At 46.6% G+C, this 15,310-nt stretch carries 18 protein-coding genes; 7 read left to right on the top strand and 11 right to left on the bottom strand.

The genetic code is table 11. The annotated features are described in order from the left end of the window. Positions 1-80: 80 nt before the first annotated feature. The 4 genes from JOE49_RS11970 to JOE49_RS11955 all read right to left on the bottom strand — a co-directional run bounded on the left by JOE49_RS11970 (position 81) and on the right by JOE49_RS11955 (position 2,212). On the bottom strand, positions 81-332 hold the full coding sequence (locus JOE49_RS11970) for a twin-arginine translocase TatA/TatE family subunit (RefSeq protein ID WP_209941295.1): 252 nt from the start codon (positions 330-332) through the stop codon (positions 81-83). 103 nt (positions 333-435) lie between these two features. Further along, positions 436-918, bottom strand: a complete 483-nt coding sequence (locus JOE49_RS11965; RefSeq protein WP_013309212.1) for a MogA/MoaB family molybdenum cofactor biosynthesis protein — start codon at positions 916-918, stop codon at positions 436-438. Between the two features lie 113 nt (positions 919-1,031). Continuing rightward, positions 1,032-1,520 carry a cyclic pyranopterin monophosphate synthase MoaC gene (gene moaC, locus JOE49_RS11960; RefSeq protein WP_013309211.1) on the bottom strand — a complete coding sequence of 163 codons (489 nt, stop codon included), beginning with the start codon at positions 1,518-1,520 and terminating at the stop codon, positions 1,032-1,034. A 38-nt stretch (positions 1,521-1,558) separates the two neighbouring features. After that, the gene (locus JOE49_RS11955; protein ID WP_160789056.1) at positions 1,559-2,212 is read right to left on the bottom strand and encodes a 5-formyltetrahydrofolate cyclo-ligase; all 654 of its coding nucleotides are present in this window, start codon (positions 2,210-2,212) and stop codon (positions 1,559-1,561) included. A gap of 270 nt (positions 2,213-2,482) precedes the next feature. Here JOE49_RS11955 and JOE49_RS11950 point away from each other — a divergent pair, with 270 nt between their 5' ends. Further along, positions 2,483-4,447 carry an ABC-F family ATP-binding cassette domain-containing protein gene (locus JOE49_RS11950; protein ID WP_209943605.1) on the top strand — a complete coding sequence of 655 codons (1,965 nt, stop codon included), beginning with the start codon at positions 2,483-2,485 and terminating at the stop codon, positions 4,445-4,447. A 547-nt stretch (positions 4,448-4,994) separates the two neighbouring features. On the opposite strand, the gene tsaD is transcribed toward JOE49_RS11950, so the two are convergent. The 4 genes from tsaD to tsaE are packed head-to-tail and all read right to left on the bottom strand — an operon-like array spanning position 4,995 to position 7,908. After that, positions 4,995-6,059: a tRNA (adenosine(37)-N6)-threonylcarbamoyltransferase complex transferase subunit TsaD gene (gene tsaD / locus JOE49_RS11945; protein ID WP_160789054.1), complete on the bottom strand. Its 1,065-nt coding sequence runs from the start codon at positions 6,057-6,059 to the stop codon at positions 4,995-4,997. After that, positions 6,056-6,571, bottom strand: coding sequence for a ribosomal protein S18-alanine N-acetyltransferase (gene rimI, locus JOE49_RS11940; protein ID WP_023987470.1), 516 nt, complete (start codon positions 6,569-6,571; stop codon positions 6,056-6,058). Before rimI ends, tsaD begins: the two co-directional genes overlap by 4 nt. A gap of 17 nt (positions 6,572-6,588) precedes the next feature. Then, positions 6,589-7,425 carry a tRNA (adenosine(37)-N6)-threonylcarbamoyltransferase complex dimerization subunit type 1 TsaB gene (gene tsaB / locus JOE49_RS11935; protein ID WP_209941293.1) on the bottom strand — a complete coding sequence of 279 codons (837 nt, stop codon included), beginning with the start codon at positions 7,423-7,425 and terminating at the stop codon, positions 6,589-6,591. Between the two features lie 3 nt (positions 7,426-7,428). Further along, positions 7,429-7,908 (bottom strand): tRNA (adenosine(37)-N6)-threonylcarbamoyltransferase complex ATPase subunit type 1 TsaE, encoded by a 480-nt coding sequence (gene tsaE / locus JOE49_RS11930; protein ID WP_023987468.1) that lies wholly within the window; start codon positions 7,906-7,908, stop codon positions 7,429-7,431. A 134-nt stretch (positions 7,909-8,042) separates the two neighbouring features. On the opposite strand from tsaE, the gene JOE49_RS11925 reads away from it, so the two are divergent. The 5 genes from JOE49_RS11925 to JOE49_RS11905 all read left to right on the top strand — a co-directional run bounded on the left by JOE49_RS11925 (position 8,043) and on the right by JOE49_RS11905 (position 12,524). Continuing rightward, entirely contained in the window at positions 8,043-8,573 is a 531-nt protein-coding gene (locus tag JOE49_RS11925; protein ID WP_028543084.1) for a cysteine hydrolase family protein, read from the top strand. Between the two features lie 611 nt (positions 8,574-9,184). After that, positions 9,185-10,369, top strand: a complete 1,185-nt coding sequence (locus tag JOE49_RS11920) for an acetyl-CoA C-acetyltransferase (protein WP_160789052.1) — start codon at positions 9,185-9,187, stop codon at positions 10,367-10,369. A 55-nt stretch (positions 10,370-10,424) separates the two neighbouring features. Next, complete coding sequence (locus tag JOE49_RS11915) at positions 10,425-11,165, top strand: acetoacetate decarboxylase (protein WP_061829615.1); 741 nt, start codon at positions 10,425-10,427, stop codon at positions 11,163-11,165. Positions 11,166-11,205: 40 nt separating this feature from the next. Then, positions 11,206-11,871 (top strand): CoA transferase subunit A, encoded by a 666-nt coding sequence (locus JOE49_RS11910; protein ID WP_160789051.1) that lies wholly within the window; start codon positions 11,206-11,208, stop codon positions 11,869-11,871. Beyond that, positions 11,868-12,524, top strand: a complete 657-nt coding sequence (locus JOE49_RS11905; protein WP_160789050.1) for a 3-oxoacid CoA-transferase subunit B — start codon at positions 11,868-11,870, stop codon at positions 12,522-12,524. The genes JOE49_RS11910 and JOE49_RS11905 overlap by 4 nt, the downstream gene beginning before the upstream one ends. Positions 12,525-12,764: 240 nt before the next feature. Here the strand turns inward: JOE49_RS11905 and JOE49_RS11900 are convergent, their stop codons facing one another. The 3 genes from JOE49_RS11900 to JOE49_RS11890 all read right to left on the bottom strand — a co-directional run bounded on the left by JOE49_RS11900 (position 12,765) and on the right by JOE49_RS11890 (position 13,974). Beyond that, positions 12,765-12,944 carry an H-type small acid-soluble spore protein gene (locus JOE49_RS11900; RefSeq protein WP_023987462.1) on the bottom strand — a complete coding sequence of 60 codons (180 nt, stop codon included), beginning with the start codon at positions 12,942-12,944 and terminating at the stop codon, positions 12,765-12,767. A gap of 56 nt (positions 12,945-13,000) precedes the next feature. Then, positions 13,001-13,240: a hypothetical protein gene (locus JOE49_RS11895; protein ID WP_160789049.1), complete on the bottom strand. Its 240-nt coding sequence runs from the start codon at positions 13,238-13,240 to the stop codon at positions 13,001-13,003. Positions 13,241-13,575: 335 nt separating this feature from the next. Then, positions 13,576-13,974 carry a RidA family protein gene (locus JOE49_RS11890; protein ID WP_209941291.1) on the bottom strand — a complete coding sequence of 133 codons (399 nt, stop codon included), beginning with the start codon at positions 13,972-13,974 and terminating at the stop codon, positions 13,576-13,578. A 411-nt stretch (positions 13,975-14,385) separates the two neighbouring features. On the opposite strand from JOE49_RS11890, the gene ku reads away from it, so the two are divergent. After that, positions 14,386-15,300 (top strand): non-homologous end joining protein Ku, encoded by a 915-nt coding sequence (gene ku / locus JOE49_RS11885; RefSeq protein ID WP_013309197.1) that lies wholly within the window; start codon positions 14,386-14,388, stop codon positions 15,298-15,300. Positions 15,301-15,310 lie beyond the last annotated feature (10 nt).

Raw genomic sequence — 15,310 nt, 5'->3', positions numbered from 1 at the left:
AGCGCCTCCTAAAAAATAAAGCCCTTCACTGAAGAAGAGGCTCTTGTTTATTGTACAAGCATCAAGAATTATAACTAAATCTATGACAAGCGTTTATCCTCAGGCTGAGGTTGAACTTCTGAAGACGTCGTTTGTGATTCTTTGACCACACTATCTTTGCTGTCTTTACGCTCAGTCCGTTCATCTTCTGATAAAATATCGCGTGCCCCGTTTTTAAACTCACGGAATGTACGCCCTACAGCTCGACCCAGCTCAGGCAGCTTGTTCGGACCAAATAACAGCAGCGCCAGAATAATCAACAAAATATAACCCGGTGCTCCAATATTGGGCATGTGTAGTAATCCTCCTTATGTTGACGGACAAAATAAGAATCTTTGCCCGTATACGGCCTTATAAATTCTTATAGGTATCATACCACACACGATGTGCTGCCTTCTACCGGAACTGGCCTGTCACCATAAGCAACGCTTCTGGAAGTTGGTCCATTATCGCTGCCAAATTTTCATGCACACCTTTGGGTGTTCCTGGCAAATTGACGATCAGTGTACGTCCGCGTATTCCCACGATTCCACGGAATAGCATAGCCGCTGGATTTTTCTGCATCACGATCATTCTCATGGCTTCCGCCATGCCTGGCACTTCCCGTTCCACAACCCGCCTAGTCGCCTCGGGTGTCACATCACGGATCGCCAGCTCAGTTCCGCCCGTAGTTAGTACCAGGTCTGCATGAAAATAATCGGTCATTTCGATTAAAGCTGCAATAATTTCATCCGGTTCATCGGGAACGATCCGGTATTCCACAATCTCTCCGCCCAGTTCTTCTTCGATGAGTTCCCGGATGACCTGTGCGCTTGTATCCTCACGCTCTCCCCTTGCCCCTTTATCACTGGCTGTTAGGATCGCCGTTTTCCACACCATAAGATCACCCTTCTCCTATCATGAAAGAATACTTTCTCTTCTGAAAATCAGAAACAGCCACGCTGCATCCTCCATCACATCACAGTACCCTCTCGGCGACAATGTTGTCTATGTCAAGGTTCCCGGTGGTCCTCCCTTTGAAAATCCCCATGCTTGCCACCTGTTTTGGATTGCAGCATGGTAGGGCCGATGATCATATCTTTTTGCAGCGCCTTGCACATATCATACACGGTTAACGCTGCGGCTGAAGCCGCTGTCAAAGCTTCCATTTCTACACCTGTTTTACCTTCGGTCTTCACTTCAACTTCAATATGAAGCACATCATGTCCATTATCGGAAAAAGTAATGTTCACACCTGTCAGGGCCAGTGGATGACACATCGGTATCCAGTCTGACGTTTTTTTCGCACCTTGAATCCCTGCGACCTGGGCCACAGCAAGAACATCACCCTTGCCGATTCTTCCTTCTTTTACAGCCGTCAATGTAGCCGGATTCATCGTAATCTGAGTCACGGCAACTGCTGTACGAATCGTAGACGTTTTACCCGAAATATCTACCATCCGAGCCCGTCCCTGTTCGTTAAAATGAGTAAAGGAATCCACGACTCCCTCACAGCTCCTTTCACATACCCAACTTTACTTCATTCATCATTTGTCAATTTTGCATAATCACAATCTAAGCGTCCATCCAGAGTAAACAGCACGTCCACTCGCAAATCCCTTGGCTCCATGGGCACCTGTGTCAGCAATTGTCCCGGCAGCAGCAGCGAGACATAAAGCGGACCTAGGTGGCTGTTGTTACGCTTCTCTGCCTCTACCTGTACGGTAAAGCGGTCATAATAGCCTCCGCCGTAACCAATCCTGCCCCCACGACGATCAAAGGCCAAGCCAGGCACAACAACCCAGTCAATTCCCGCCCACATTTCAGGCAACCATTCCTTGCATGTCAAAGCAGGCTCAGGGATGTTCCAGATACCGGGTACAATATCTCCGTACTGATCCATCTCCCTCAGCTCCATAGTCCGGGTTACCGGATCCACTCTTGGGGCCAGGACACGATCTCCCTGTGACCAGCAATGCTCAATGAGGGGAGTCGTCGAAATCTCGCTGCCAAAAGAGAGATAACTAAATAATGTTAGCTTATCTCCGTTTCTGTCTATTCTAAGCTGCTCCCATGCCTCGATTGCATGCCGACAGGCCACAGCCGATGCCTTCTGCCTTGTCAGCGGGTCCATGGAGTCACGCGCTTCCCGTTGCTGCAAACGCAGCGCGTTCTTCACATCACAGACATCCATCACATCCGCCCTCCCGCACAATCGTCGATAATCTTTAAAACGTTACTATTGTCCCATTTGTCAGTAAGTGCTGTACGTTGCAAGTTTTTTTCATTCTTTTTCACTTCTCGTTTAAGTTTATCATTGTTTATACAAATTGACTACACGCGGCTCAAGGGTTTACAGGGTGAAAGCAGTGCAATAGTGGGTAATTTCATGTAAACTGGAAGGAAGGTACCTGCGAAGAAAGCAGGTAGAACTGTGCAAAATGTAATGGAGGAACGATACGCTATGCTATTGCAAGTAACCGGAATTACTAAATCCTATGGAATTGAGCCCGTTCTGGACGGGATTAACCTTCAAATATTGGAACGTGAACGTATTGGACTCGTAGGTGTGAACGGTGCAGGCAAATCGACCCTGCTCAAAATCATTGCTGGTGAAATATCCTATGACAGTGGACAAATTTTCAAGGCGAAGGAGACCAGCATCGGTTATCTGGCGCAAAACAGCGGCTTGAATTCTGATCGTTCTATCTGGGGGGAAATGATGCTGGTGTTCACTCCCCTGATTGAAGCGGAACGGGAACTGCGGCAAATGGAACAGGACATCGCTGACCTGGCCAATGCTCAAAACGAAAAACGCTACGCAGATCTGCTGGAACGCTATGCACGTCGTTCAGACTGGTTCAAGGATCACGGTGGTTATGAAATGGAGACCCGTATTCGCAGCGTGCTGCACGGCATGGGCTTTGGTTCATTTGCACCTGAGACGCCTGTAGCTACTCTGAGCGGAGGACAGAAAACCCGGCTTGCGCTAGCGCGCATCCTACTGCTCGCCCCAGATGTCCTTATGCTCGATGAGCCTACCAACTATCTGGATATTCAAACACTGACCTGGTTGGAGGACTATTTGCGCGGCTACTCCGGTTCTCTGCTGGTTGTATCACATGACCGTTATTTTCTGGACCGACTGGTAACGACGATTATTGAAATCGAACGCCATCGTTCTACCCGATATACAGGCAACTACAGCCGCTACATGGAGTTGAAGGCTGCCGAGTACGAAACGAACCTGAAACATTACGAAAAGCAGCAAGGAGAAATTGCCCGTTTAGAAGCATTCGTACAACGTAATATCGTACGGGCTTCCACGACCAAACGCGCTCAAAGTCGGCGCAAGCAGTTAGATAAAATGGAGCGTATGGATCGGCCCATGGGAGACTTGAAAAAGGCTCATTTTTCCTTTGAAACAGCCCATATGTCAGGTAAGGAAGTGCTGGAGGTACGTGACCTCTCTGTGGGGTATGAAGGTAAAAAGCCTTTATTCCAGCACGCATCGTTCGACTTAAAACGTGGAGATACCGTGGCACTGATTGGTCCGAACGGGATCGGAAAATCGACGTTGCTCAAATGTCTGACCGGATCACTTAAACCTGCTGCTGGCTACATCCACTGGGGCACAAAAATCAAAATCGGTCTGTATGACCAGGAGCAGACGAACCTGAACCCCGCCAATACCGTACTGGAGGAGTTGTGGAGCGAATACCCTCATATGGAAGAAGCACGTATTCGTACAGTGCTGGGTAATTTCCTGTTTAGCGGTGACGATGTACTGAAAAAAGTAGCTGCATTAAGCGGAGGGGAAAAAGCCCGCGTTTCTCTGGCCAAGCTCATGCTGCGCGAAGCCAACGTATTAATTCTAGATGAGCCTACCAACCATCTGGATCTGTTTAGCAAGGAAGTGCTGGAAGCAGCTTTGATGGACTATGACGGTACGCTGTTGTTCATTTCCCATGACCGTTATTTCCTGAACAAAATGGCGGAACGTGTCATCGAGCTGCATCCTGGGGGGATAGAACATTTCCTGGGGAATTATGATGACTATGTAGCCAAAAAACAGGAGTTAGAGGAAATTGCACAGGAAGCTCTGGAGGCAAATCAGGCCACACGCGGCAAAACATCGGCTACCTCTGCATCCGTGACAGACGAGACCACATCCAAATCACGCGCCGCCACCTATGCGGCAGACAAACAAGCCAAAAGCGAGGAACGTAGCCGTCAACGCAAGCTGGAGGCATTGGAAAACCAGATCAAAACGCTGGAAGAACAAATTTTAGGGCTGGAGGAACAAATGACCCTGCCTGAGATTTATCAGGATTACACAGCACTTCAGAATATTCAGGCACAACTCGACACCCATAAACAGGAATTGACTGAAACCTATACCTCTTGGGAAGAGCTGTTAGAAGAATAAAAACTACTGCATAAAATCTTAGCCTTAAAAATTTCACATTTTCCTCTTCTATATTTTTGTACACAAGATTATCCACAGCTTATGTGTATGAATGAGATTGAAAAATGGCCTTTTAGGCCATTTTTTTATTGATAAAAAGCCATTTTCAAATGAAAACCAAATTTATCCACCCTTTTATCCACATTATCCACAGTTTTCACAAGAACTAAAGGTGTTACATATCCCCCAACTTGCTATCTCCAAAAAGTCTTAGCCTGCTTGCTTCGGACTCGGTTATCCACATTCGAAGCGGTATATGTGGATAACTTTGTTCACAACTTGACAAATCACATCATTATTCGGGCAATATCAAAATTCCAGATTTTTTTGATGGATCATGAAAAATCGTGAACAATTGTGACGAATAATGCGAGTGAATGAGAGGCTGCCATTCATTTGCTCAAACTCCTGTATTTTATCCTCTTGAATTTATATTTTTATGATAGTTATGGAGCGGAACAAAAAAGACACGACTCAACTGTGCCGTGTCTTGCTCATTCTTCTTCAATTAAGTTTGGACAGACCATTCTTCCAGAGACAGCCCTGGATCAGCCTTCATATCCAATGAGGTAAATTCCCCGCGCTTCCATTTGGCGTAGGCCGCAGCGCCGATCATCGCTGCATTATCTGTGCAATATTTCATCGATGGTACAAGCAGCTCGATTCCTTCGCGCTCACAGCGCTCCCGCAATGCTGTACGCAGTCCGCGATTAGCAGCCACACCGCCACAAAGCAGAAGCTGCTTCGCACCGTATTCACGCATGGCACGAATCGCCTTTTCCACCAGCACCTCGACGACCGACTCTTGAAAGCCTCTTGCGATCGCTCCCACATGAACAGTTTCTCCGCGCATTTTCGTCTGGTTAATTACATTCAGCACCGCAGATTTCAAACCGCTAAAGCTAAAATCATAAGAATCCGGCTCCAACCATGCACGCGGCAAAGTAACCACTTCCTCCGATTCATGAGCTACACGATCCACATGCGGACCGCCGGGATACGGAAATCCAATGGCTCTCGCTACTTTGTCGTAGGCTTCCCCAACCGCATCATCCCTTGTACGACCAATGAGTTGAAAATGACCTTCGGACTCCATCAGCACCAGCTCTGTATGTCCTCCTGACACAACGAGAGCAATGCACGGATATACGATATCATGCTCCAGCTGATTGGCATAAATATGTCCCGCGATATGATGCGTCCCGATTAATGGCTTGCTAAACGCCAAAGCAGCGCTCTTAGCGGCGACAATACCAACCAGCAATGCACCAACCAGTCCTGGTCCTTGTGTCACGGCAACCGCCGAAATCTCGCGTGGGGTAATTCCTGATGTTTGCATGGCCTCGTCCAGCATGTAGGTGATGCTCTCCACATGTTTGCGTGAAGCCACCTCTGGCACAACACCACCAAAGGCTTTGTGTGTTTCAATCTGACTGGAAATCAGATTCGAGAGCACCTCTGTGCCATTTTTCACGACAGAAACAGCCGTCTCATCACAACTCGTTTCCACTGCCAGTATATAGCAAGGCTCGCCGGAGGCGGAGCCTGTACCTGCTTTTTCCTCTTGCATCATTGCTTCTGCACGCTTCCTTCCTGTTCACCGGATGCCCCATGCGCGGGAAGATCCGCCCACATGATCACAGCATCCTCGTTATTATCCGAATAATAGCCTTTGCGCACACCTGCGGGCTTAAAGCCTTTTTTCTCATACAAGCCTTGAGCGATCTGGTTCGTTACCCGCACCTCCAGCGTCATACGTTCCATCCCTAAATAAGAGGCGGTCTGCATCAGCTCATCCAACAGCTTGTCTCCAAGCTTACGTCCGCGATAAGCCTCACGAATCGCAATATTCGTAATATGGGCCTCATCCATAATCGTCCACATGCCTGCGTAACCAATGGCTTGTCCGTCTAGTTCCATAATCATATATTTAGCGAAATGATTCATCGTCAGCTCATTGCGGAATGCTTCCTCTGTCCACGGTAGCGTGAACGCTTCATGCTCAATCTCCAGCACATCGGGAATATCATTCAGTTGCATCAAGCGAAACTCAAGTTTCTCTTCCCGCTGTATGTTCTTTGCCATGTTGTTCACCGCTCTCTTCAGCGCTGGCGAAGCAGATTGGCTTCCGCCTCCGCCAGCTGGGTATAATTAGGAACCAGCGTATGTAGCTCGTCGTGTTCTTGACGAAGCAGCTTATCCGCCCCAAGGCGGCCAACCCATCTTCCTTCCAGCTCATAAGGTACGATACGAAGCTCGCTCCAAGCACGCAGGCGCTCGGCTGTTTCGGCGTGAACCGCCGTTTCACCGACTAGCCAAATGACTGGAGGACGCTCTTCAGAGGGCAAAGCCTCCAGCCGTTGCAGCAGGTCATCGGTCCAAGCAGTCATCAACCGGATTGCATCTGGCTCCAGCCGTTGCGGACTCTCGACGTCGTCAACTGTACTCACGTCGAACAGCCCCGTGTAAACCTGACCACGGCGCGCATCCAGCACGGGCACAATCCAGTCTGCTGCCTGCGCTCCGGACGAACCGTTATTCACAGACTCATTTTTATCTTCTTGTCCCTTCATCTCGATGCTGCGATTCCAACCACCCCACGCCAAAGCATGCAAAGTGGATATGGACGTCACCGGGATACCCCAGGCCCAAGCGAGTGTTTTGGCTGCGGTCACCGCAATCCGGATACCGGTATAAGACCCCGGTCCAACACCAACTGCAATACCGTCTACATCATCTCGTGTCAGCCCTTCTTCATTCAGCAGTCGTTCCAGCTCGGTAATCACATGCACGGAATGATTACGTTCGCCATAGACGTTGCTTTCTCCCAGCAATTCTCTTCCGTTCATCAGAGCGGCCGCCATCACGGTCGTCGCTGTATCTAACGTCAAAAACCGCTCACGCGGCTTTACATTCACATCTGTATGCTCTCTTTGCATGGTTCAAACTCCATTCTCCCGCAAACTGCGGCACCATTGTTCATAAGGCTCGCCGTACCCGGTCAGGTGAATCAAGCGCTCCCCGACATCCGTTGTTTCTATATACATGTGAAGCCGCTGCTCCGGCAATATATCCGGTATAATACTACCCCATTCCACCAGACATACTCCTGTCCCGTAAAAATATTCGTCCAGCCCGAGATCCTCCGCCTCGTCCTGGGAAATCCGGTACACATCCATATGATACAAAGGCAATCGGCCCTCGTACTCCTTAATAAGGGTAAAGGTTGGACTATTTACGATGCCCGGCACACCTAAATGGCCGGCAAAAGCCTTGGAAAAAGCAGTTTTGCCCGCTCCCAGATCTCCATCCAGCACAATTACCGTTCCGGGAACCGCTTTGGCTGCCAAAAAACCTGCCAATGACCCGGTCTGTGCCTCTGAGACAGAACGGAACGTAAACTGCTCCTGCGAAATTGTCATATATTTTAATCACCTTTCGTCCGAATCGGACCGTTCCAACTTGTTCTTTATTATATAGTTCACCTTATGTCGCCGCAAGGCATGAAGACATGCTATTGTAAGTTAGATGATACACACAGGGAGGGATTGAAACGATGGGGCAAACCGTTTTACTCATGATTGATGTTCAGCAGGCTATGTTCATGTATGATGAGAAGCTGTATCGTGAACAGGAAGTTGTAGCACATTTGCAGCAGCTTTTGGACAAAGCCAGAGCTACAGGTACACCGGTGATTTTTGTACAGCATACCGATGAAGCGGATGAGGATTTTCGGGAAAACAGTGTAGGCTGGGCCATCGCCGACGTGGTGCGTCCTCTTCCTCATGAACGAATTGTCCGTAAATCATCTTGGGACAGCTTCTACCAAACTGAATTGGGCCATGTGCTAAAGGAACTGGGGGCCGATCAACTCGTAATCGCGGGAATGCAGACCGAGTTTTGCCTCGACACGACTTGCCGAAGCGCCTATAGTCTGGGATACCAGAACAACGTGCTCGTATTAGATGCGCATAGTACATTTGATAGCAAGGTGCTGAGCAGTGAACAAATTGTAGCGCATCATAATGGGATGCTTGGCAATCGTTTTGTGCGTTTACTCGCGACAGCGGATGTACATTTTTCGTGAGTTGTTGAAGTTTTATGTTCCAAGCCGATTGCTTTCAAGCAAGTCGGCTTCTTTTATTGTTCATACGAAAAAACCGCCCTTTCAAGTGACACCGTTAACAAGAAGCAAGCTGGCACAATATAACGAAGATTATGAATATTGAAAGGCAAATCCGTCTTCAGAACATTCTGGAGGCTTTTTTTTATTTCCCAGCGATGAGTTAGATGATATTTGCGAGGAAAACTTTTTCGCGTATGGATTGGAACTTTCTTTTTTAACAGAAAATTCAATTTATGATCATGATTTTCAGAAAAATCAAGAAATTAACAGAAAACATTAGAATGGCCTAATTATTGTGGAGTATATGGCCCTATAAACATCTGTACATAGATATATGTAAATATTTGAACATTGAGCAAAAACTGCATTAGAACTATGATAAAAATGGTTTTAATTTCCAATGAGGGAAGGCGATCGAACCGTCACACTCACTGTCTTAGGCACCATGATATGCCCGCAAGCAAATGTATCTTGCAGTCGCTGTCTCGTAGGTTAAGAGCGGAAATTACCAATTGAAGTGCAATCATGGATGTATTGTGTTTTGAACACAGCGAAAGGAATGTGAGTTTTTAATGAAAAAAGTAGCTTTAGTAAGCCCATTGAGAACAGCGGTCGGCTCTTTTAACAAAACCCTTGCGCCTCTAAGCGCTTCCGAGCTGGGAGCAACCGTGATGACAGCATGCCTTCAGCAAAGTAAATTAGAGCCTTCTTTGATTGATCAGATTTATTTGGGAAATGTTCTTCAGGCGGGCAATGGACAAAATCCTGCCAGACAGGCGGCATTAAAAGCCGGTATCCCTATTGATGTACCCGAAACAACGATAAACACGGTTTGCGGTTCAGGACTTCATGCCGTTGCTTTAGCTTACAATTCAATCTTGGCTGAACAAGGCAACGTCGTCTTGGCCGGAGGCATGGAGAGCATGTCGAATGCCCCTTACCTGCTAAGGAATGCAAGAAACGGCTACAAACTTGGCAACGGTGAGTTGGTAGACTCCCTAGTGGCCGACGGCCTTACGTGCCCGATCAACCATTACCATATGGGAATTACCGCAGAAAATGTTGCCGAGAAATATGGAATTTCAAGACTTGAACAGGACGAATTTGCCTATCAAAGCCAGCTAAAAGCCGTAGAAGCAAAAAACAAAAAGCTTTTTGAAGAGCAAATTGTTCCGGTCATGATCAAAACCAAAAAAGAAACTATTTCTTTCACAGAGGACGAACACATAAGAGGAAATACAACGCAAGAAAAACTTTCTCAATTAAAACCTGCGTTTAAGGAGAACGGGACGGTTACCGCCGGAAATGCTTCAGGAATCAATGATGGCGCGGCCGCCGTGCTTGTAGTATCGGAAGACAAATGCAAGGAACATGCATTAAAGCCATTGGCATATATCAAAGGTTATTCACTTGTTGGCGTTGACCCTGCATATATGGGAATGGGGCCAGTGAAAGCCATTTCGACACTTCTTAAGCAGCAAGGTATATCCATCGATGCCATTGATCTTTTTGAAATTAATGAAGCATTTGCCTCACAAGCATTAGCGGTAGTGAAAGAGCTAGGGGTCAGTCTGGACAAAGTGAATGTCAATGGCGGCGCAATCGCGATCGGGCATCCTGTCGGTGCCAGCGGTGCTAGGATATTGACTACGTTGGTTCACGAAATGGTGCGAAGATCTTCACGCTACGGTATCGCCTCGTTATGCATCGGAACAGGAATGGGAATAGCGATGCTGGTTGAAAATGCTCTCATTTAAAGTGCGTGTTCAGGATGACTTTTAGAACTATCTCTTAAAAGGAAGGGAGATCGCTATGAATCAAAAAGATGTACTTTCACTCCAATCTATGCCTGCGGCTAGCGGCAGCTACGGGCGCCCACCATACCGCTTCATCAACCGGGAATTTTTTATCATTACCTACGAGACTGATCCCGCTGCGATAAGACAGGCGGTCCCAGAACCTCTTGAGCCGGATGGAAGCAATACGGTCTCCTATGAATGGATCAAGATGCCCGATTCTTCCGGTTTAGGATGCTATGAGGAAAGTGGTATTGTCATTCCGTGTACTTTTCATGGAGAACCCTGCAATTTTGTTGCCCAAATGTATTTGGATAACGCGCCTGCTATTCTGGGGGGACGTGAAGTCTGGGGATTTCCAAAAAAATGGGCAAAGCCTCGCCTGAGCGTGGAGGAAACGGAGACGCTAACGGGTACATTGCATTATAATCACGTCCTGGTGGCCACGGGAACTATGCCTTTCAAATATAACATTCTTGATGAAAAAGAAACGGCTAAAGCCATCGCAAAAACGCAAGTTAATTTGAAATTAATTCCTGATGTTGACGGTACCCCCAAAATCGCTCAGTTAGTAGCGTATAATCTCGAAAACATTACGGTTAAAGGCGCCTGGTCAGGGCCTGCGAGGTTAAGCCTGATTCCCCATGTCAACGCTCCTGTGGCAGATTTGCCGGTAAAAGCTTATATTGGCGGAAAACATTTTATTGCCGATTTAACGCTTCCATATGGAAGAGTCCTCTATGATTATCTCCAATAAAGTTGCTTTCCTAAAAATATATATATAAGGAGAAGGAACCATGAATAACAAAGTAATCTCCGCTGAAGAAGCAGTTAAGAAGGTCAAAGACGGAGACACGGTGATGGTCGGAGGTTTTCTGGCAGGAGGCTTTCCGGAGGAGCTGGTTCGTGCGCTTGTCGACACCAATCCCGCCAGCAATCTTACGATTGTTTCCAATGACACAGGCACACCGGAATTATCTATCTATAAGCTTGTAAAAAGTGGCAGAGTAAAGCGAATTTTTGCATCCTATATCGGCTCCAATCCGGAAACGGGAAGGCTCCTGATGACGAAAGAAGCTGAGGTCCAACTCTTCCCGCAAGGCACGCTCGCTGAAAAAATACGCGCAGGAGGAGCCGGTTTGGGCGGGGTTTTAACACCTGTAGGTGTAGGCACCGTTGTAGAGGAAGGAAAAAAGAAAATAGAAATTGATGAAAGGGAATATTTGCTCGAACTCCCGCTCAAAGCGGATGTGGCGCTAATCAGAGCCCATAAGGCTGATGAAGCAGGTAATCTTGTCATCAACGGCTCTTCACGTAACTTCAATATGGTTATGGCTACAGCGGCAGAGTATGTAGTTGCTCAGGTAGACGAATACGTAAAGACGGGTGAAATTGACCCCAATCATGTCAACGTTCCCGGAATATTTGTCGACGCAATTGTAAAGGTGGGTGAAAACGCATGAATAACAGAGAATTCATTGCTCGAAGAATAGCCCAGGAATTCAAAAGTGGTGAAGTTGTCAACCTTGGTGTCGGATTGCCTACAATGGTAGTGGACTATATCCCCGATGACATTCATATTATGCTGCAGGCTGAGAACGGAATCCTCGGTGTAGGTCCAAAAGCGACTCAGGGGAAAGAAAGACTCGATTGTATCGATTCAGGCGGAAACTATGTTACAACTATGGAAGGAGCTTGCTTTTTCGACAGTTCGCTTTCATTTTCTATCATCCGTGGAGGGCATGTGGATATCACCGTGTTGGGCGCCCTGGAGGTCGATGAGAAAGGCAACCTTGCAAGCTGGATGATCCCAGGGAAAAAGGTTCCGGGCATGGGGGGAGCCATGGATTTGGTGGTCGGAGCCAAGAGAGTGATTGTAGCCATGGAGCATGTGAACAAAAATGGAGCGCCGAAAATACTGGAACAATGTAAACTACCCCTCACCGCTGTAAATGTTGTAAAGACCATCGTAACCGAAAAGGCTGTCATCGATGTTATTCCAGGTAGTGGACTGATGCTGAAGGAAATTGCGCCGGGTTTATCGGTGGAAGACGTTCAATTGGCAACTGAGGCTAAACTGATGATTTCACCACATTTAAAGGCCATTGCAGTATAAAGTCATGTAAAGGAACCAACTCCACCTTCAAATTAACTTGTCTGGCGTTTAACTTGTTCCCTCGACTGCATTTATTATTACAAATAAGGTTCGCTAATTGCTCATTGAGCAATTGCGAGCCTTTTAGGGTTGGAGCGGGACCATTCAAGCAGCATTCTACGATGAAAGCCTACAGCTGTCCAAGATCTTTCTAAAGCTATACCCCATACTATGGGAAAAATCTGGTTTGGTGCCCCTCTTCTATTGTTCTTCCAGACGATCCACACGGACGGTTTGGGTATTGCCGGGTCTGCTACCTATCTGTACCGTTGCCATACCGTTTGCTTGGTCTACATGCTCAATCCAGATCGGTTTACCATCCAATTGTACGGCAATATTTTCGGATGAATCATAAATAGCTTTTGCTCGTTCCACGTTCATGTTATTCTTCCCCTCCTGTTTGTTGTTGTGTGCATTCATTCAGAAATATAGTTCACCTAGTCTTCATCTATAATCCGTTCAACGTCTAATGAAGGGATGCTATGAGAAGGCGAAGTTGAAACTACAGCCTCCAAATCCACATGAGCCACAGCTACGGGAAAAGGCGGACGGATTCCATGTGAAAGAGCAAACTCGGGCGGCAATGCATCCTGTTCGCCTCCAGCTGGGCCCCGAAAGGCGATATGGCTTTGACCCACACGATGCCTGATTTGCTGAGGATAGGATTTTCCGGACATAAATTGTGTACCCCCTTTTGAATCGGATATGCCTTACTATGCACCAAACTTGCTGTAACCATGCGCACGCGGAAGCAATTCGCAGTCTTCATTCACAACTCATACAAATCCTTTGTACGAAACATAAAAATGATTTGCTCACAGCCAAGGCGTTGGAATCGAAGGATGCAGATGCGGATAGCTCATCACTATGCGATGCTCGGTAATCGTTTAGTGCGTTTGCTTGCGACGTCGGATGTACATTTTTCGTGAATTTAAACATAAAACAGCCCCAGCTTCTCACGAAGACCGGGGCTATCTATGATTCCATCCCATAAATGAGGTGCGTATTATTTTTATGCTTTAGCTGCCCAAATTTCAATTTCAATTTTTATTTCAGGCAATCCTAGAGCAGTAAGGTAGCCGATAGTCATTGCAGGATAATCATTCCCGAATAACTTTTCCCATTGGGAATACATGTAATCCCAATCTATCTGCTCAGTTGCCCATACATTTACTTTTATAATATTGTCAGCGGTTAATTGTTCGGCGTCCAAAACTGATTTAATGTTATTAAAAGTATTGCTGATTTGTAGGTTAAAGCTTTCTGGAAATTGGCCATTCTGATCTACTCCAACTTGACCCGAAGTTACGAATAGCTCTGAATTTCTGGGAACTTTAGTTATATGCGTGTAATTCCCTACTGGTTTCAGCATACCTGCCGGGTTTTTTCTAGTTATTTTTTCATTTTTCATTTAATCGACCTCGTCATTTTTAAATTTTTCTACCGTTTCTTCTAAGCATTTTTAGGCAGACTCCACCAATAAAAATGATTTTAGAAAAAAACAGCAGTAGAGTATCCATATCCAAAAGATATAAAGTTTAATGATCTTTTCTTCATGACATGAACACTCCTTTCTTATAAAATGTCAAAATCGTTGGTTATCCCTTATCTTAATATAACTAATGTAACTTAACAACTTCATATCATTGTATTATGCGATGTAGTCATACCTCAGAATGCAGATTAGTTGGCTTGCTCTTTTCTTTACACCTCATACATTCCTTTCTCCGAAGCATACTAAGTGAAAAATGGGTATGCTCACAGCCGAGCGTTGGAATCGAAGGATACAAAATGCGGATTAAAAAAAAGGAGGAGCGGCGTAATGCATACAGTCTGGAAAGGTGCGATCAGCTTTGGGCTGGTTCATGTGCCCGTTAAAATGTTTTCTGCGACTGAGGATAAGGACATTTCCATGCGTTATATTCACAAGGAGTGTGGAAGCCCACTTAGCTATGTACGAAAGTGTCCCGTTTGTGACAAGGAGGTCGAATGGGAGGAAATTGGAAAAGGATACGAATATGAAAAAGGAAAATTTGTCATGTTCGACAAGGAGGAACTGGAGCAAGTTAGCGGACAAGCGGATAAAAATATTGTTATTTTAGATTTTGTGGATTTGCAGGAAATTGATCCGATTTACTTTCAGAAAACGTATTATCTGTCCCCGGATCAAGCTGGCTCCAATGCGTATAAGCTGCTCATGAATGCGATGAAGGATACCGGGAAAATCGGGATTGCCCAAATCTCCATCCGCTCTAAAAGCAGCCTGGCGGCTATTCGGGTGTTGGATGAATGTTTGGCGGTGGAGACGATGTTTTACCCCGATGAAATTCGCCCCATTGCTCAAGTGCCTAACTTACCGGGGCAGGAGGAGGTTAAAGAGAAAGAGCTGACCATGGCAAAAATGCTAATCGAGCAGCTATCTACACCTTTTGATGCAGCAAAGTATACGGATCAGTACCGCGAGCGTCTTCTGGATCTCATTCAACATAAAGTGGCTGGTGAAGAGGTGCGAATCGCCCCAACACAGCCTCAGACCAATGTAGTAGATTTAATGGCCGCCCTTCAGGCCAGCATCGAGGCAGTGCAACCTGTCGTTACCGATCCCGGCCCTGCTGCGAAAAAACGCCCTGCGCGTAAACCAGCGGCCCCAACAGCACAGCAGGCTGTTGCAGGCGAGAACATCTCTCCGACTCCAGTCAAAAAGAAAAGAAGCACTGCCAAACGTAAAGAAACTTAAGCTGAGTTAC

Source organism: Paenibacillus sp. PvR133, from assembly GCF_017833155.1.
Taxonomy (GTDB): domain Bacteria; phylum Bacillota; class Bacilli; order Paenibacillales; family Paenibacillaceae; genus Paenibacillus; species Paenibacillus polymyxa_B.
Note: the sequence above shows the minus strand (reverse complement) of the source record. Positions and strands in the feature narration are given on the sequence as shown.

What these genes read in the sequence shown, in the direction of transcription:
- JOE49_RS11965 (WP_013309212.1), bottom strand. Translation starts at nt 918, where the DNA reads ATGGTGTGGAAAACGGCGATCCTAACAGCCAGTGATAAAGGGGCAAGG.
- JOE49_RS11970 (WP_209941295.1), bottom strand. Translation starts at nt 332, where the DNA reads ATGCCCAATATTGGAGCACCGGGTTATATTTTGTTGATTATTCTGGCG.
- JOE49_RS11925 (WP_028543084.1), top strand. Translation starts at nt 8,043, where the DNA reads ATGGGGCAAACCGTTTTACTCATGATTGATGTTCAGCAGGCTATGTTC.
- JOE49_RS11895 (WP_160789049.1), bottom strand. Translation starts at nt 13,240, where the DNA reads ATGTCCGGAAAATCCTATCCTCAGCAAATCAGGCATCGTGTGGGTCAA.
- ku (WP_013309197.1), top strand. Translation starts at nt 14,386, where the DNA reads ATGCATACAGTCTGGAAAGGTGCGATCAGCTTTGGGCTGGTTCATGTG.
- JOE49_RS11910 (WP_160789051.1), top strand. Translation starts at nt 11,206, where the DNA reads ATGAATAACAAAGTAATCTCCGCTGAAGAAGCAGTTAAGAAGGTCAAA.
- tsaE (WP_023987468.1), bottom strand. Translation starts at nt 7,908, where the DNA reads ATGACAATTTCGCAGGAGCAGTTTACGTTCCGTTCTGTCTCAGAGGCA.
- JOE49_RS11950 (WP_209943605.1), top strand. Translation starts at nt 2,483, where the DNA reads ATGCTATTGCAAGTAACCGGAATTACTAAATCCTATGGAATTGAGCCC.
- JOE49_RS11905 (WP_160789050.1), top strand. Translation starts at nt 11,868, where the DNA reads ATGAATAACAGAGAATTCATTGCTCGAAGAATAGCCCAGGAATTCAAA.
- tsaD (WP_160789054.1), bottom strand. Translation starts at nt 6,059, where the DNA reads ATGATGCAAGAGGAAAAAGCAGGTACAGGCTCCGCCTCCGGCGAGCCT.
- tsaB (WP_209941293.1), bottom strand. Translation starts at nt 7,425, where the DNA reads ATGCAAAGAGAGCATACAGATGTGAATGTAAAGCCGCGTGAGCGGTTT.
- JOE49_RS11900 (WP_023987462.1), bottom strand. Translation starts at nt 12,944, where the DNA reads ATGAACGTGGAACGAGCAAAAGCTATTTATGATTCATCCGAAAATATT.
- JOE49_RS11915 (WP_061829615.1), top strand. Translation starts at nt 10,425, where the DNA reads ATGAATCAAAAAGATGTACTTTCACTCCAATCTATGCCTGCGGCTAGC.
- JOE49_RS11955 (WP_160789056.1), bottom strand. Translation starts at nt 2,212, where the DNA reads ATGGATGTCTGTGATGTGAAGAACGCGCTGCGTTTGCAGCAACGGGAA.
- JOE49_RS11920 (WP_160789052.1), top strand. Translation starts at nt 9,185, where the DNA reads ATGAAAAAAGTAGCTTTAGTAAGCCCATTGAGAACAGCGGTCGGCTCT.
- rimI (WP_023987470.1), bottom strand. Translation starts at nt 6,571, where the DNA reads ATGGCAAAGAACATACAGCGGGAAGAGAAACTTGAGTTTCGCTTGATG.
- JOE49_RS11890 (WP_209941291.1), bottom strand. Translation starts at nt 13,974, where the DNA reads ATGAAAAATGAAAAAATAACTAGAAAAAACCCGGCAGGTATGCTGAAA.